The sequence below is a fragment of the Parerythrobacter lacustris genome (assembly GCF_024626475.1).
GTDB lineage: Bacteria > Pseudomonadota > Alphaproteobacteria > Sphingomonadales > Sphingomonadaceae > Parerythrobacter_A > Parerythrobacter_A lacustris.
Genome location: NZ_JANKHH010000005.1, coordinates 147,133 through 162,296, shown reverse-complemented (window position 1 = coordinate 162,296; position 15,164 = coordinate 147,133). Strand labels below are relative to the sequence as shown.

The 15,164-nt window shown below is 64.0% G+C and carries 15 protein-coding genes; 8 read left to right on the top strand and 7 right to left on the bottom strand.

Going from position 1 to position 15,164, the window contains the following annotated elements; genetic code table 11:
* Window positions 1–18: 18 nt before the first annotated feature.
* Window positions 19–969: a sterol desaturase family protein gene (locus NSO95_RS10020; RefSeq protein WP_257596083.1), complete on the bottom strand. Its 951-nt coding sequence runs from the start codon at window positions 967–969 to the stop codon at window positions 19–21.
* The gene (locus NSO95_RS10015) at window positions 962–1,369 is read right to left on the bottom strand and encodes a hypothetical protein (RefSeq protein WP_257596082.1); all 408 of its coding nucleotides are present in this window, start codon (window positions 1,367–1,369) and stop codon (window positions 962–964) included. The genes NSO95_RS10020 and NSO95_RS10015 overlap by 8 nt, the downstream gene beginning before the upstream one ends.
* Before the next feature lie 102 nt (window positions 1,370–1,471).
* On the opposite strand from NSO95_RS10015, the gene NSO95_RS10010 reads away from it, so the two are divergent.
* Window positions 1,472–2,896 (top strand): amidohydrolase, encoded by a 1,425-nt coding sequence (locus NSO95_RS10010; RefSeq protein WP_257596081.1) that lies wholly within the window; start codon window positions 1,472–1,474, stop codon window positions 2,894–2,896.
* A 6-nt stretch (window positions 2,897–2,902) separates the two neighbouring features.
* Here the strand turns inward: NSO95_RS10010 and NSO95_RS10005 are convergent, their stop codons facing one another.
* On the bottom strand, window positions 2,903–3,343 hold the full coding sequence (locus tag NSO95_RS10005) for a protein tyrosine phosphatase family protein (RefSeq protein ID WP_257596080.1): 441 nt from the start codon (window positions 3,341–3,343) through the stop codon (window positions 2,903–2,905).
* 261 nt (window positions 3,344–3,604) lie between these two features.
* On the opposite strand from NSO95_RS10005, the gene NSO95_RS10000 reads away from it, so the two are divergent.
* The 7 genes from NSO95_RS10000 to NSO95_RS09970 all read left to right on the top strand — a co-directional run bounded on the left by NSO95_RS10000 (window position 3,605) and on the right by NSO95_RS09970 (window position 10,412).
* Entirely contained in the window at window positions 3,605–4,414 is an 810-nt protein-coding gene (locus NSO95_RS10000) for a cold-shock protein (RefSeq protein ID WP_257596079.1), read from the top strand.
* Between the two features lie 132 nt (window positions 4,415–4,546).
* Window positions 4,547–5,737, top strand: coding sequence for an aspartate aminotransferase family protein (locus NSO95_RS09995; RefSeq protein ID WP_257596078.1), 1,191 nt, complete (start codon window positions 4,547–4,549; stop codon window positions 5,735–5,737).
* Window positions 5,737–6,663, top strand: coding sequence for an ornithine carbamoyltransferase (gene argF / locus NSO95_RS09990; protein ID WP_257596077.1), 927 nt, complete (start codon window positions 5,737–5,739; stop codon window positions 6,661–6,663). The genes NSO95_RS09995 and argF overlap by 1 nt, the downstream gene beginning before the upstream one ends.
* A gap of 46 nt (window positions 6,664–6,709) precedes the next feature.
* Window positions 6,710–7,612, top strand: coding sequence for an Hsp33 family molecular chaperone HslO (gene hslO, locus NSO95_RS09985; protein WP_257596076.1), 903 nt, complete (start codon window positions 6,710–6,712; stop codon window positions 7,610–7,612).
* Window positions 7,613–7,695: 83 nt separating this feature from the next.
* A complete protein-coding gene (locus tag NSO95_RS09980) occupies window positions 7,696–8,115 on the top strand; it encodes a hypothetical protein (RefSeq protein ID WP_257596075.1) in 420 nt (139 codons plus the stop codon).
* A gap of 58 nt (window positions 8,116–8,173) precedes the next feature.
* Window positions 8,174–8,878, top strand: coding sequence for a 7-cyano-7-deazaguanine synthase QueC (gene queC, locus NSO95_RS09975; protein ID WP_257596074.1), 705 nt, complete (start codon window positions 8,174–8,176; stop codon window positions 8,876–8,878).
* Entirely contained in the window at window positions 8,859–10,412 is a 1,554-nt protein-coding gene (locus NSO95_RS09970) for a spinster family MFS transporter (protein WP_257596073.1), read from the top strand. The genes queC and NSO95_RS09970 overlap by 20 nt, the downstream gene beginning before the upstream one ends.
* A 4-nt stretch (window positions 10,413–10,416) precedes the next feature.
* On the opposite strand, the gene NSO95_RS09965 is transcribed toward NSO95_RS09970, so the two are convergent.
* From NSO95_RS09965 to NSO95_RS09950, 4 genes are all read right to left on the bottom strand, one after another.
* Window positions 10,417–10,962 carry a superoxide dismutase family protein gene (locus NSO95_RS09965; protein WP_257596072.1) on the bottom strand — a complete coding sequence of 182 codons (546 nt, stop codon included), beginning with the start codon at window positions 10,960–10,962 and terminating at the stop codon, window positions 10,417–10,419.
* 91 nt (window positions 10,963–11,053) lie between these two features.
* The gene (locus tag NSO95_RS09960) at window positions 11,054–12,253 is read right to left on the bottom strand and encodes an OmpA family protein (RefSeq protein ID WP_257596071.1); all 1,200 of its coding nucleotides are present in this window, start codon (window positions 12,251–12,253) and stop codon (window positions 11,054–11,056) included.
* Window positions 12,254–12,442: 189 nt separating this feature from the next.
* The gene (locus tag NSO95_RS09955; RefSeq protein WP_257596070.1) at window positions 12,443–12,904 is read right to left on the bottom strand and encodes a DUF2793 domain-containing protein; all 462 of its coding nucleotides are present in this window, start codon (window positions 12,902–12,904) and stop codon (window positions 12,443–12,445) included.
* 66 nt (window positions 12,905–12,970) lie between these two features.
* A complete protein-coding gene (locus tag NSO95_RS09950; protein WP_257596069.1) occupies window positions 12,971–15,145 on the bottom strand; it encodes a phage tail protein in 2,175 nt (724 codons plus the stop codon).
* Window positions 15,146–15,164 lie beyond the last annotated feature (19 nt).

Here is a 15,164-nt window from a genome sequence, read left to right as displayed (position 1 = left end):
CTCTCCTTTACGTAAAGGTTAGGCGGTCCGCTCCCCGGCTGCAATCGCGTTTTCAGAAGCCACAGGTTGCGCCCGCCCGGTCCGCTCGAGCCAGCGGGCGCGGATCATATCCGATGTCTCGCGGCTGCCGTCGTGCGTCCAGCCGGGTTCGCGAATCAGGTAGGACAGCTTGTGGCGCCACGGCGCACGCCACATGTCCTGCGCAATGCCGATCCATTCGTGGAACACCGACCACAGCAGGTTGAAGCTGCCGAGCTGCTTGATGATGCCGTAGCGGATGCGCTCCTCGTCCGGACGCTCTTCCTCGAAGGTCCCGAACAGCCTGTCCCACACGATGAAAACACCCGCATAATTCCGGTCGAGATAGCGCGGGTTGGTTGCGTGGTGGACGCGGTGGTGGCTCGGCGTGTTCATCACCGCCTCGAACCAGCGCGGCATCTTGCCGATCGCCTCGGTGTGGATCCAGAACTGGTAGATCAGGTTGAATCCGCCGCAGATGGCGATCATCACCGGATGGAAGCCGAGCAGGACAAGCGGCAGCGCGAAGGCAAAGCCCAGCGTCAGCGCGCCGGTCCAGGTCTGGCGCAGCGCGGTGCTGAGGTTGTAGTGCTGGCTCGAATGGTGGTTGACGTGGCTGGCCCAGAACCACCGTACTCGGTGGCCGAACCGGTGGACCCAGTAGTACTTCAGGTCGTCAAGCACGAAGCACAGCGGCCACGCCCACCATACGCTCCACCACTCCGGCCCGAAGTCGAAAATGCGGTATTGCCAGACCCACAGGAACAGCGCGAGGAACAGACCCCCGGTGACGAGCCCCGCCACGGTGCTGCCGAGCCCGAAGGCTAGGCTGGTCAGCGTATCGCGCGGCTCGTAGGCCTCGGGCCGCTGCTTCCACGCCCACAGCATTTCGAGCAGCACCAGCAACACGAAGCCCGGCACGGCATAGTCGACCGGCGAGAATTCAGGCACGCGATTTCTCCAGCCGCCGCAGACTCGCCGCCCATTCCTGCGCCGCCTTGCCGAGGTTGAGCGTGACGGTGCCGAACGGCCTGTCCTCCGCTTCGATGGTCAGCAGGTCCTGGTCGAGCCGCGCCTGCGGGCGGGTGGTGATCAGCCTGCCGGCAAAATGCGAACCATGGCGGCGCAGCAACAAGATGTGCCCCGAAGCATCGCGCATGATCGCGCTGTAGCCAGCGCGGTCGATCGCGATATCGACCGGGTCGAAACCGCTCATTGCCTCGTCCGCCAGCTCGCGCGCATGGTCTTCGCTGCGGATGCGAAGATCGCCTCCCAGCCCGAGCCTATGCGCAAGCCAGGCGAGCAGGACAATCGCCAGGAGCGAACCGCCGAATTGCACGAGCTGCATCATGCTGTTCTACTGACACAAGAGTCAGTTCCGGTCGAGAGGCCGCAACGCGCTTGCGCACCATCCCATGCGCGATAAAGTGGCCAGCAAAAGGGGATTGCCGGAATGAAACTCTTCGCACTGCTCGCCGCAACTTCGGCGTTCGCCATGCCCGCCGCCGGATTTGCGCAGCCAGTCGATCCGCTCGCTGAAGTCGCGGCGCAAGAGGAGCGTACCGAACGCGTCGCCAAGCAGATCTGGGACTGGGCCGAGCTCGGCTATCAGGAAACCCGTTCGAGCGGGCTGCTACAGGACGAATTGGCGAAGGAGGGCTTCTCTGTCACGCGGGGGGTGGCGGACATTCCGACAGCGTTTGTCGGCGAATGGGGCGAAGGCGGCCCGGTCATCGCGATCCTCGCCGAATTCGACGCGCTGCCGGGCATCACCCAGTCGAGCTCGGCCAGCCGCGACCCGGTGGCGGACAAGCACGCCGGCCATGCCTGCGGACACAATCTGTTCGGGGCCGGCTCGCTGACGGCAGCCATTGCGGTCAAGCGCTGGCTCGAGAAGACTGGCACCCCGGGGCGTATCCGGCTGTACGGCACGCCGGCGGAAGAGGGCGGCTCGGGCAAGGTCTACATGGTCCGCGCCGGGCTGTTCAATGATGTCGATTTCAGCATCCACTGGCACGCCGACGACGAGAACAGCGCAGCGGCGCGCACCTCCCTGGCGAATCGCTCGGCCAAATTCCGCTTTCGCGGGGTCTCGGCGCATGCGGCCGGTGCACCCCATCGCGGGCGCTCGGCACTCGACGGGGTCGAGGCGATGAACATGATGGTCAACATGATGCGCGAGCACACCACGATGGACACGCGCATCCACTACGTCATCACCGAAGGCGGCGCGGCACCCAATGTAGTGCCCGATTTTGCCGAGGTGTTCTACTATGTGCGCCATTCGGATGCCGACGAGGTGCGCGCGCTGTGGGAACGGCTTGAGGCAACAGCGAAGGGTGCCGCGCTGGGCACCGGGACGACGGTCGAGACGGAGATCATCCACGGCAACAATCCGCTGCTGGTCAACGAAGCGCTGGCGAAGATGATGGACGCAAAATTGCGCGAGCTCGGCGGGATTACCTATACAGCCGAAGAGCGCGCCTGGGCGGAAGAGATTTCAAAGAGCTTCGGCGATGCCGCCGAGCCGCTCGACAGCGCTGCGCGCATCCAGCCTTATGACAAGACCCTCGGCTATGGCTCGACCGATGTCGGCGATGTCTCGTGGGCGACGCCCACGGTCGGCGTGCGCACTGCCACCTGGGTTCCAGGGACCAGCGCGCACAGCTGGCAGGCGGTCGCGGCAAGCGGCAACTCGATCGGGGCGAAGGGCGCACAGCTGGCGGCACAGGCGATGACGCTGGCGGCGGTCGAGCTGTTCACGAATCCCGAAATGCGGACGACCGCGCGCGCCGAATTCGACGCTTCGCGCGGGAAAGACTACGAATATGTCTCGCTGCTGGGCGACCGTGCGCCGCCGCTGGACTTTCGCGACTAGCTCGCGTCAGCCTGCCTCGCCTGCGGCGAGCATGTCGATGGTCGGGCGAATCGGCGTCACATCGTATCCGGCGGCCATCGCGCTTGTGGAAATTTCGTCGGGGTCGATTCCAGCCTTCGCCTGCGCGAGCGCCCACAAAAATGTCGATCGCGTGCCGGAACGGCAATAGGCCAGCACTGCCCCTTCGGACCCGCCGATCGCCTCCGCCATCGCCTCGACCTGCGGCAGGCTGAAGCCCGCGTGCGACACGGGAATCGCCACATAGGCCAGCCCATTTTCGCTCGCCACCCGCGAAATATCCGCGCCCGGAACCTGATCCGGCGACTCGCCGTCGGGCCGGTTGTTGACAATCGTGGTCACCCCAAGCCGCTTTGCCTCGGTGACATCCGCGAGGGAAATCTGCGGGCTGACCAGCATGCGGTCACCCAGTCTGCGAAAATCGCTCATATTTCGTTGTCCTTCGGCAAGCTGTGTGCCGCAGCTGTGCGCGCTCGGCAAGTCATCGATCTTTGCGAAAATGTCATACTTTCGCGCCAGTCTAGCCCCGGATGCTAATTCATTCGCCTAGCGCCGCGTTGTGCGCTATGGACGCGAATTGTTGGAGGGGTGGCCACGCGCGATCAGTCCAATAGATGTCAGTCTGGCCTGCCGTCCGGCCGCCTGCATTGTCGATAATTTGGGCGGGGTTACGAAGGTACGTTTTACACTATGGGTTACGATAGAGGCCGCAAGGGCCGCGGACGGGACAAGCGCGACGGCTTTGGCGAAGACGGTTTCGATCCGTTCGGTGGATCGCCGGGCGGATTTGGCGGTGACAGCTATGGCGGCGGGGGCGGTGATCGCTTCGGCGGCGGCGACCGCTTCGGAGGCGGGGGCGGTGATCGCTTTGGCGGCGGCGGCGGTGGCGGCCGAGGCGCGCCGCGCAGCGGCGGCGGCGCTGGTGGCGGCGCTGGCGGCGGCTTCAGCCGCATGCCCGCGCAGGTCGTCGGCACCGGCAAGGGCACGGTCAAATTCTTCAACGGCCAGAAGGGCTTCGGCTTCATTCAGCAGGATGGCGGGGGCGAAGACGTCTTCATCCACATCAGCGCGGTCGAACGCGCCGGGCTCGAAGGTCTCGCCGAAGGACAGGAACTCGAATACAATCTGGTTGACCGCGGCGGGAAGGTTTCCGCGCAGGACATCCAGATCGTCGGCGATGTGATCCCCGTGCAGTCGCGCGGCGGCGATCGCGGCGATCGGGGTGGTGACCGGGGCGAACGCGGCGGTGATCGTGGCGGGGCTCCGCAGCGCGAGCTGACCGGGGAGAAAGCGACCGGTACGGTCAAGTTCTTCAACGCGATGAAGGGCTTCGGCTTCCTCGTGCGCGATGACGGCCAGCCTGACGCATTCGTGCATATCAGCGCGGTTGAACGCTCGGGCCTCAGCGCGATCAACGAAGGCGAGCGCTATGAGTTCGACCTCGAAGTCGACCGACGAGGCAAGCATTCGGCGGTCAATCTGGTTCCGGTCGAAGGATAGGAAACAGATCGATCACCGCGACTTGAGGTGCCCCGAAAGACAGGGCATTCCGGGTCGACCGAAACAGCGATGGCGGCTCCCTCGGGGTCGCCATTTGCTTTTGCGACAGATGATTCGAACGGAAATTTTGCGATGACCATCACCCCTCTCATGCCCGTCTATCCGCGCTGCGGCGTGCGCCCTGTCAGGGGCGAGCATTGCCACCTGATCGATGAAGACGGGACGCGCTATCTCGATTTTGCCAGCGGCATCGCGGTCAATCTGCTCGGCCACAGCCACGCAGGGCTGATCGGCGCGATCCAGCGGCAGGCGGAAACGCTGATGCATGTCTCCAACCTCTACGGCAGCCCGCAAGGCGAGGCGCTGGCGCAGCGGCTGGTCGACAATACTTTCGCCGATACGGTGTTCTTCACCAATTCGGGTGCCGAAGCGGTCGAGGCAGCGATCAAGACCGCGCGCGCTTATCATCAGCACGCCGGCGACACCACGCGGTTCGAGCTGATCACCTTCCGGAACGCTTTTCACGGCCGTACGATGGCCACGATCAGCGCATCGAATCAGGAGAAGATGCACCACGGGTTCTCGCCGCTGCTCGCCGGGTTCAAATATGTCGATTTCGACGATCTCGAAGGTGCAAAGGCGGCGATCGGTCCGCACACGGCGGGCTTCCTCGTCGAACCGATCCAGGGCGAGGGTGGTATCCGTCCCGCGTCGGATGAATTCATGCAGGGCCTGCGTGCGCTGGCGGACGAGCATGACCTGATGCTGGTGCTCGACGAGGTCCAGTGCGGGGTCGCGCGCACCGGCAAGCTTTACGCCTACGAGCACTACGGCATCGAGCCTGACATCCTCGCGACGGCGAAAGGAATCGGCGGCGGTTTCCCACTCGGGGCTTGCCTTGCCACCGAAAGGGCAGCGCGCGGCATGGGCTTCGGCGCGCATGGCTCGACCTATGGCGGCAACCCGCTCGCAATGGCGGCGGGCACGGCGGTGATGGATGCGGTTGCCAACGAGGAATTCCTCGCCGAAGTGGCCGAGAAGGGTGAGCGCATTCGGTCGCGTCTCGAACAGTTCATCGGGAATTACCCCGATCTGTTCGAACTTGTGCGCGGCAAAGGGCTGATGCTCGGCCTCAAGATGAAGGTCGAAAGCCGCCCGTTCTTCGTCCACCTGCGGGACAAATACCAACTGCTCACCGTGGCCGCAGGCGACAACACGCTGCGAGTGATTCCGCCGCTGGTGATCGGCAACGCCGAGATCGACGAGTTCTTCGACAAGCTTTCGGCCGGCGCGGCCGATTTCGAAGTGCCCGAGACAGCGTAATGCCGCGGCATTTCCTCGACCTGTCGGACGCCGGAACCGATGCAGTCGCGGCGATGATCGCCGATGCGATCGATCGCAAGTTGGCGCGCGCCGGTTGGCCCAAGGGTCAGGAGGATGCCGACAAGCCGCTCGACGGCCATGTGCTCGCGATGATTTTCGAGAAGAGCTCTACACGGACGCGGGTCAGCTTCGACATGGCCATGCGGCAGCTGGGCGGCAGCGCGCTGGTCCTCGACGCGGCGAGCAGCCAGCTCGGGCGCGGCGAATCGATTGCCGATACCGCACGTGTACTAAGCCGAATGGCCGATGCGATCATGATCCGCACCGACGATCATGTGAAGATCGAGGAAATGGCGAGCCATGCCTCGGTGCCGGTAATCAACGGTCTGACCGATGCCTCGCATCCATGCCAGATCGTCGCCGACCTGCTGACGATTATCGAGCAAGGCAAGCCCTTGCCCGGGCTTGAGGTCGCATGGTTCGGTGACGGCAACAATGTGCTGCACTCGATCATCGAGGCGGCGGGGCTGTTCAAGTTCAATGTCCGCATCGCGACGCCACAAGGGTATGAGCCAGAAGTGCAATGGGTCGAGCAGGCGCGAGATCGCGGTGCGCGCGTCGTCCTGACGAATTCGGTAGAAGAGGCGGCGGATGGTGCCGATGTGGTCGTGACCGACACCTGGGTTTCGATGGGGCAGGATCATGCCCACAACAAACTGGCGGCAATGGCGCCTTTCCAAGTGAATGAAACGCTGATGGCGCGGGCAAAACCCGATGCGATATTCCTCCATTGTCTACCTGCGCATGTCGGGGAGGAAGTGACCGAAGCGGTCTTCGAAGGACCGCAATCGGTGGTGTTCGACGAGGCCGAGAACCGCATCCATGCGCAGAAATCGGTGCTGCTGTGGTGCTTCGGGAAACTGTGAGCTCTGCGCTGCTGGCTTTTGCCGCCAGTCGACCCATATGTGACGCATGACCCAAGCCCCCGACGCTACAGAAACCTACTCCGACCGGGTTCTCAATTTCACGATCCCTTCCCGCAGTGCTCGCGGCAGGATCGTCCGGCTCGACGCGGTGCTCGAGGAGGTTCTCTCCGCGCACGACTATCCCGCGCCGATCGCGCATTTGCTGGCCGAGGCAGTGGTGCTCGGCGCGCTGATGGGCGGACTGATCAAGGAAGACGGCGCGCAGATGACGATGCAGGCGCAGACTCAGGGCGGGATCGTCCGGCTGCTGGTGTGCGATTTTCGCGCGGGCGAGCTGCGCGGCTATGTCGATTTCGATGCGCAGCGGCTGGCGGCGCTGGGGGCGAACCCGTCGCTCTTCGCTTTGTTCGGCAAGGGCTATCTGGCGATCACTTTCGATCGTGCCGGGGGTGCGGGTCGCTACCAGGGTATCGTCCCCCTCGAAGGAGCCTCGCTGGCGGCGGCATGCGAATCCTATTTTGCGCAGTCCGAGCAAGTTCCGACGATGATCCGTGCCGCCGTGCGCTCATCGGGTGGCCGGACTCTCGCGGCCGGGGTGCTGGTCCAGCATTTGCCCGATGGCGAGGAGGCACGCGAGCGCCTTCATGTCCGGCTCGATCACCCTGACTGGGAGCATATCTCGGTCATGGCGGGAAGCATCCGCCACGATGAACTGCTCGACGAGACCTTGTCGATGGATGCGCTGGTCTGGCGGCTGTTTCATGAGGAGCCGCAAGTGCGCATCCTGCCCGGTGCGGCCTTGCGGCGCGGATGTCGCTGCTCGGCCGATCATTATCGATCGGTTCTGTCTCGCTTCGGCAAGGCCGAACTGCTGGAAATGCGCGACGAGGATGGCATGATACGGGTCGATTGCGCCTTCTGCGCGAAGGTGATCCCGATCCCGCTGTAACGGCCTATCTTGCACAGAGAACGTTTCGTCGTAAGGTCGCGTTCATGCAATCGTGCTATACCGGTGTAATGCAAAGAGGTCCTATGCGATTGCGGAAGAAGCTGCCCCAGAATGCCCTGCGCGCCTTTGGTGGCGGGGCAGCTGCGCTTTGCCTGTTAGCTCCGGCGGCCGCGCAGGCTCCTTCGCTGGCAATGCTCGACGGGCTCGAGAAAGGCGAATGGGCGCTCAAGTTCCGCGATTCCACGCCTGCTCGCAAGATTTGTGCGCGCACCGGGCGTGAGTTGCTGCAACTGCGGCACACCGCCACCAATTGTAGCCGTTATGTGGTCGAAGATGGTTCCAATGAAGTGACGGTACAGTACACCTGCCCCGGCGACGGGTATGGTCGAACCAATATCCGCCGCGAGACCAAGTCGCTGGTCCAGATCAGCGGCCAAGGCATCAAGGGCGATATTCCGTTCCAGTTCTCTGCCGAAGCGCGGCGTTCTGGGCCGTGCCCATAAGCCCATAATACCCCTCGGGTGGATTGCGGGGCACAGGAATAGTGTCTAGCGCGAATATATGGTTGCTCGCAAAACTGAGACCTGCCCTGCCGCTGTCGTGCTGCTTTCGGGCGGGCTCGACTCGATGGTCTCCGCTGCCATTGCGCGCGAGCAGGGCTTTGCACTCCATGCGCTGACGATCGACTACAACCAGCGCCACCGGGTGGAAATCGAGAGCGCACGGATCATTGCCGCGCATCTGGGTTGCGAGCGGCACGTTGTGCTCCCGCTCGATCTTTCGACTTTCGGCGGTTCGGCGCTGACCGACGACATCGCGGTTCCGATGGGCGGTGTCGGTGACGATATCCCGGTCACCTACGTCCCGGCGCGCAACCTCGTATTCCTGTCGCTCACGCTGGCATGGGCAGAGACTGTCGGCGCGCAGGACATCTTTATCGGCGTCAACGCGCTCGATTATTCGGGCTACCCCGATTGCCGGCCCGAGTTTATCGCCAGTTTTCAGGAAACCGCCAGGCTCGGCACCAAGTCTGGCGCCGAAGATCGCCCCTTCACCATACACGCCCCGCTGCAGCATTTCGGCAAAGCCGAAATTGCGCGCGAAGCGCAGCGTCTGGGGCTGGACCCGGCGATGAGCTGGTCGTGCTACGCCCCGACGCCGGACGGAAAGGCGTGCGGGCTATGCGACAGCTGCCGCTTGCGGCAGAAGGGCTTCACCGAAGCAGGGATCGAGGACGGGACTATCTATGAACGACACGCCGACTGACGCCATCAAAGACGAGTCGAGCGAGAAGGTCCCGGCGTACAGCTGGTATGTCCTGTTCACGCTGGTCGTGGTCTACATCCTCAATTTTATCGACCGGCAGATCCTTTCGATCCTCGCGGTCGATATCAAGGCCGATCTCGAGTTGACCGACGGGCAGCTCGGTTTCCTGGGTGGTGCGGCCTTTGCCGTTTTCTACGCGCTGTTCGGGGTGCCGCTGGGCAGATTGGCCGACCGCTGGCATCGCGTTCGCCTGCTGACGATCGGGTTGGCTTTGTGGTCGACTATGACGGCCGTGTCGGGTCTTGCCCGCGACTACCTTAGTCTGTCGCTCGCACGAATGGGTGTCGGAGTGGGCGAGGCGACCGCCAGCCCGACCGCCTATTCGCTGATTTCCGACTATTTCCCGGCGAAAAAGCGCGGCACCGCGCTCGCGATCTATTCCTCAGGGCTGTATCTCGGCGGCGGCGTATCTCTGCTGATCGGGGCGAAGATCTCGCAGGTGTGGAACGATGCCTATCCCGATGGCGGGATCGGCGGACTGGTCGGCTGGCAGGCGGCCTTCCTGGCAGTCGGCCTTCCCGGCCTGCTCGTCGCGATCTGGGTCGCGACCTTGCGTGAGCCTGTGCGGGCACCGCAAGAAGGTGCCTCGATCAATCATCCGCTGAAGGACTTCTTTTCCGACCTGTCGATGCTGCTGCCGCCGTTCACGATCTGGCACGCGGCACAGCGCGGACCGAAGGCGCTGGTCGCCAATCTTGCTTTTGCCGCTGCGACCGTTGCCGGAGCCTATGTCATGATCCGCCTCACCGGCAATCTGCCGCAATGGTCCGCGATGGGCTTCGGCTATTACGCCGTGTTTTCCTGGGCCTCGACGTTGCGGCGCCGCGATCCCGCGACGTTCCAGCTGATCTGGGGCACCCCCGCGTTCGTCTGCACTGCGCTGGGGTATGGCCTCGTGTCGCTCGGGGCCTATGCGCTCGCGTTCTGGGCGGCACCCTATGCCGAGGTGGTTCTCAAGCTACCGAAAGAAGAGCTGGCGTTCATCCTCGGTGCCAATGGGGCCGTGTCCGGTTTTCTCGGGGTGATCCTTGGCGGACGGATGTCGGACTGGCTGCGCGAACGCAATCCCTCGGGCCGGATTCTGGTGATCATGTTCGGGATCTTGGCACCGATCATCCCGATCTGGGTCGGCTTCACCACCGACAGCAGCCTGGTCTTCTACGTCATGAACTTCCTGGCCGGATTGTTCGCCGCGACCGCGCTTGGTGCGGCAGCGGCAACCACGCAGGACCTTGTCCTGCCGCGGATGCGCGGTACGGCGACGGCGGCGTTTTTCCTCGCGACGACGCTCGTCGGACTAGCGATCGGCCCCTACATGGTGGGGCAAATTTCGGAGCTGACCGAGAATATGCGCTATGGAGTGCTTTCGCTGATTCTCGTGGCGCCGATTTCGATGGTGTTGCTGATCTACGCCTATCGCGCCTTGCCCGAGGCCGAAGCGACGATCGAGGAACGGGCGCGCAGCGCAGTCTGACGCGTCAGCTACTCCGCTCCAGAACGCCGCAAGCGATGCGCGATCCGGCGTTGCCGGCGGGGTCGCTCTTGTAGTCGTCGGGTCCGGCATGGACCACGACTGCGGTTCCGTCACCGTCGAAAATCCATTCGAGCGCCTGTTCGGCAGGGACCGGAATGTCTGCGGTTACCGATCCCGTCCCGCTTTCGCCGATGATGAGGTTAGGTAGATCACCGAAATGTGATCCGCCGGCAGACAACGTACCGTGCAACTTTCCTTCCGGGTTCAGGTGCCCTCCGGCCGAGGCGAAGTCCGGCCGCTTGCATTCACCGGTCTGATGAAGATGAAAACCGTGGGGGCCAGAGGAAATGCCGGTCGCCGCCACCGCCAGGGTGAGCCTGTCGCCGGAACGCAGGAGCTGGACGGTTCCGGCAGGGATGCCGTTTGCCAGCGTCAGCCGGGCCGACGCGACGCGCTCGGTCGGGAGGTCCTGGATGCTCGCGCAGCCACCGAGCGCGAAGGCACCGGTGATCGAAAGGGCGCAAACTGCGGTGCGGGTGGAACGGGACATGGAGCCTCCTTTGGTAGCCATCATGCCATCCTAACGAAAGAGGGGCCGGATTGCTCCGGCCCCCCGATCATTTTTCCGCAATGCAGGTCGCTTACATGCCGGCGTTCGGGCCGTAAGTGACTTCCACGCGACGGTTCTGCAGCTCGCGAACGCCGTCGGCGGTCGGAACGCGAAGCTGGCTTTCGCCGAAGGCTTCGCTCGAGATGCGGGCATCGGGAATACCGCGGCTTGCGAGGTAAGCGCGGACAGCCGCGTTACGACGCTGCGAGAGACCGACGTTGTAGGTCTTCGAACCCGAGGCGTCGGCGTGACCGGCGAGCATCACTGCAGCCGTACCGCAATTGGCGTAAGCCGAAACCGCGTTGTTCAGGATGGTCGCGGCATCAGCAGTGATGTCCGACTTGTCCCATTCGAAGAACACGATGTACGGGCCGGTCTTGCACGCTTCCGGGCGGGCCGGGCAGGTTGCCGTCGCCGGGATCACCGCACCATTCCAGCAGGTCTGGGTCGGCATTGGCTTCGGATCCATCGGACGATCCGGGCAGACTTCAGTGGTCGGGATGACCGAACCGTTCCAGCAGGTCTGGGTCGGGATTTCCGCCGGACCGCCGAAGTTGTAGGTCAGCGTGCCGAGGATCGCGTGCGTGCGAACCTTGCCTTCGTTGGCCCGGCCGAGCGTGTCGACGATGTCGACGTTTTCAGCGGTGAACAGGCGGTAACGAAGACCTGCATCCCAGCTGTCGCTCAGCGGAGCGCGAACGCCCGCCAGCAGCTGCCATGCGAGCCCGGTGCTCGAATCGTCGAACACGCCGGGAGTGTTCGGATTGGCGCTGGCCTGGACATCCGTCCGGGCCACACCGAGACCACCACCGAAGAAGCCCTGCAGGCCGTCATCGGGGCCGAAATCGAACAGGCCGTTGACCATGAAGCTCAGGATGTTGAGATCGCCGGCGGCCGGATAGCTACCCGCAGGAGCGAGGTTGGCACCGTTCGGGCCGACGCGCGGAAGACCGACCGAATCTGCAGCCAAGGCGTCGATATCGCCTTCGCGATAGCTGGTTTCGGCTTCGAGGCGGAAGGCGCCGAAGTCATAACCGACCGAACCGCCGAAATCGTAGCCTTCCTTGGTGTCGGTTGTAACGGTTCCGGCGCCGTTGTTGACGTCGAAGTCGGTGTCTTCGATGATCATCGGACCACCGCCGAGTTCGATGTACCACTGACCGTCACGGGCGAGGGCAGGCGAAGCAAGGGCCGTTGAGGCCATCGCCATACCGATGACGAGATTCCGCATTATGTAATTCCCCTTTTTTAGCGAATTTGAGCCACCAATTGGCTTTTTTCTAACTTTTCCAGTCGCACGAAGCAAGGTGTCAATGGCACCAAACTGTTGCAAGAATGTCGCTCTTCCAGCCGCTACGGCCAATTTTTTGCCAGAATTGCACCATTGCGTCCTTCCAACGCCACTGGCAGGCATTTGTTCCTATTGTGTTACCGCAAAGATTCCGGCGGTCTGCAACGCCGCGACAAGCCCGGCAAACGACTGGCGAAGCTCGCTGTCGATTGTCGTGCCTCCGGTTGCTGTTGCAGGCGGCGAAGGGCGATGCCAGCCATCGTCGAACAGCAGGAACTGGCCGGAAGTGCGGTCGTAGACCCGCATCCCTGCCACCGGCTGGAGAAATACCCAGAGACCGGCTTGCCGCCCGGCAATCTCGTCGTCGTGCCCGCTCCACTCCCCGCTCGCGCCGCTTCCCACCAGCCATGCATCGCCATCGGTAGCCGATATCGGAGGGACGGCTGATTCGCCGACGACCGCCGTGTGGTGCAGCAGATCGGACACCGCGAAGGCCTGGTTGACGAAATATTCCTTTTGCGCCTGCCCCGGCCGGAGGAATGGCAATGCGAATCGGGCGGTTGCGTCGGTGAACAGGATAGGGTCGGTCATCACAAGGCTCCGTCTATGGAAACGAGAGGGTGGCAAAATCAGTACGATTCGCTCGGATGCCCCGCGTCAAAGCTCGGCGAGGAGCAGCGCTACGGACATCTGACGGCGCCCGAACTGACGTACCCACACGGGCTGACCGCTGTGTAAGGCAACGAACGCTGCGTCGATTTCGAGCGAAGTGTCCGGAGTTTCCCACCGGACAACCGGCGATTCGACCGGGCCGATGCCGACCTCGAACAGAAGGACATCCTCGTTGACCGGGACATCGATCGAATCATCCCACTGCCATGCGCCGCGCGAACGGCGGGTCCAGCGAAGCTGCAAGCCGGCTTCGCCCTGGTTCCGGGCCATACCGTGTGCCGGACAAGGCGGTCGTGTCCCGAGACCGAAATTCTCCACCGCAGCCAGCACGGGTTCGCTGTCGCCCCGTCCGATTGCGGCGACGCCGACCGATTCGGAATCGAGCGCCATGCTCGTGCCGAGCGCAACGAGTGGCCCATCGACAAGAATGACGGATGCTCCGGGCAGGTGGCCTGCGATGGCCGCCACGTCGGTCCCGGCTCTGCCGCGCAGCAGCCCGGACAGGCGCCAGCGCCGCTCTTCGGTTCGCTCGCATGTCATGAACTGCAACAGTTCGGCACCGACCATGAGCCGGTTCCGCCCGCGAGCGATTCCATCCATATCGCTTGAAAAAAAACCCATGCTGTCGGCTGCGAGTTCGACTGCGAGCGATCCCCGGCTTTCCAGCAGCAGCCCTTGCGAAGGCGCAAGCGGGCTTGCGAGCGTTCCGAACACCGACTGTTCCCGCCCGCTTGCGCCAAGCGGATGGAGCTGGCCACCCCGGTCGGCATAGAGCGCTGCGCTCGACCGGTCGGGCGATTCGGATGCCAGCGCGGCAAACAGCTGGCGGCCCGAAGGTAGCCCGACCCCGTCCCATGGCAGTTCGAAAGCCTTGAGGAGCGTGGGTCCGGATGTTCCGTCTGGCGGCGGAACCGGCAGGCCCGGCTCTCCGGGCAGCCCGCCACGCGGCTGCGGCTCGATCCGCGAGAGTTCGAGTTCGATCCCGGCATCGCGCCATTCCCACGCATCGATCAGCCATTGCCCCGGGTATCCGGGCAAGGCGACCAGACAGCCCGGCCCGACCGTGACATCGAGTTCGGCGATCCTCCAGCGAATCGTTTCCCGCCTGCTGCGGGAGCGGCGATGGGCCTGATCGATCAGTTCGCGGGCAGTCGCCGGATCGAATGTTGCAGGAAATTCGAGGGCCTCGGCATCCTCCCGGTCGGCGCGGCCCGAGGCCCGTTGCACGCTTGGCTGATAGTCGCGCCCGCGGTCGTAATAGCGAATCGATGAGGGCATCCGAGTTCCTGCCTCGGACCGGGCGAGTGCGAACCCGTCGACGGTGCCGAAGTCGTCGGGGTCACCGGTGGCGGCCGGACCGGGCAATAGTAAGGCTCCGGACGCGGCATCGGGCACCGGGGCGATCTCGATGCCGTCGCTGCCGATGTCGAACGTGGAAGGGTACAGCAGTTGCAGGCGTCCGAGGAAATCGCCGAGCCCGCCACCCTCGTAGCTTATGCCCAAGAGGCCCGCATAGACCATCTCGCCGGTGAGGCCGACCACTTCGGCACCCGCGAAATCGCTTGGCGACAAGAGCTGGTCACCCGCCAGAACCTCGAAGGACAGCGCCGGTATGCGGTTGCCGAAATCCTCGAGGCTCAGGTCCTCGAACACGGCATAGGCGCACTGGCGGAAGGCCGGGCAATCGGGGCCGATCGCTTCCGCAAGCAGGGGGTCGACCGGCTGGTCGCCAAACCCGGTATAGATTCGCAGGCTGCCGCCCGTTTTCAGGTCGCCTGTAGCCCCGCGCAGCAGGTTGCCATCGGCCCATATGCGCCCGATGCCCTCGATCGGACGGCTGGCGAGCGCGACCGCAAAAGAAGAGGAATAGCTGTAGCTGGTGACCTTGGGCTGGCCCTTCCCCCCGCCGCCGGTTTCGCGGTTCTCGGCAAGCTCGGTCGCCCAGATAATCGTTCCGGCCGCGCGCACCGCTCCGAAATGGCGCGGGATCGGCGTGCCATAACTGGAGGTGGTGATCGACAGGTCCTTCAGCCGCGCCCCGTCGCGGACCGGACTACCGATGATCGCGGCGTCGATCTGGCGCCCGGCAAGCGCGCCGATCGCCCCGCCCAGCGGGCCTCCGATCAGCGTGCCGAGTCCGCCGAGGATTAGGGTTGCCATGACAGATCCTTTCGCAGCC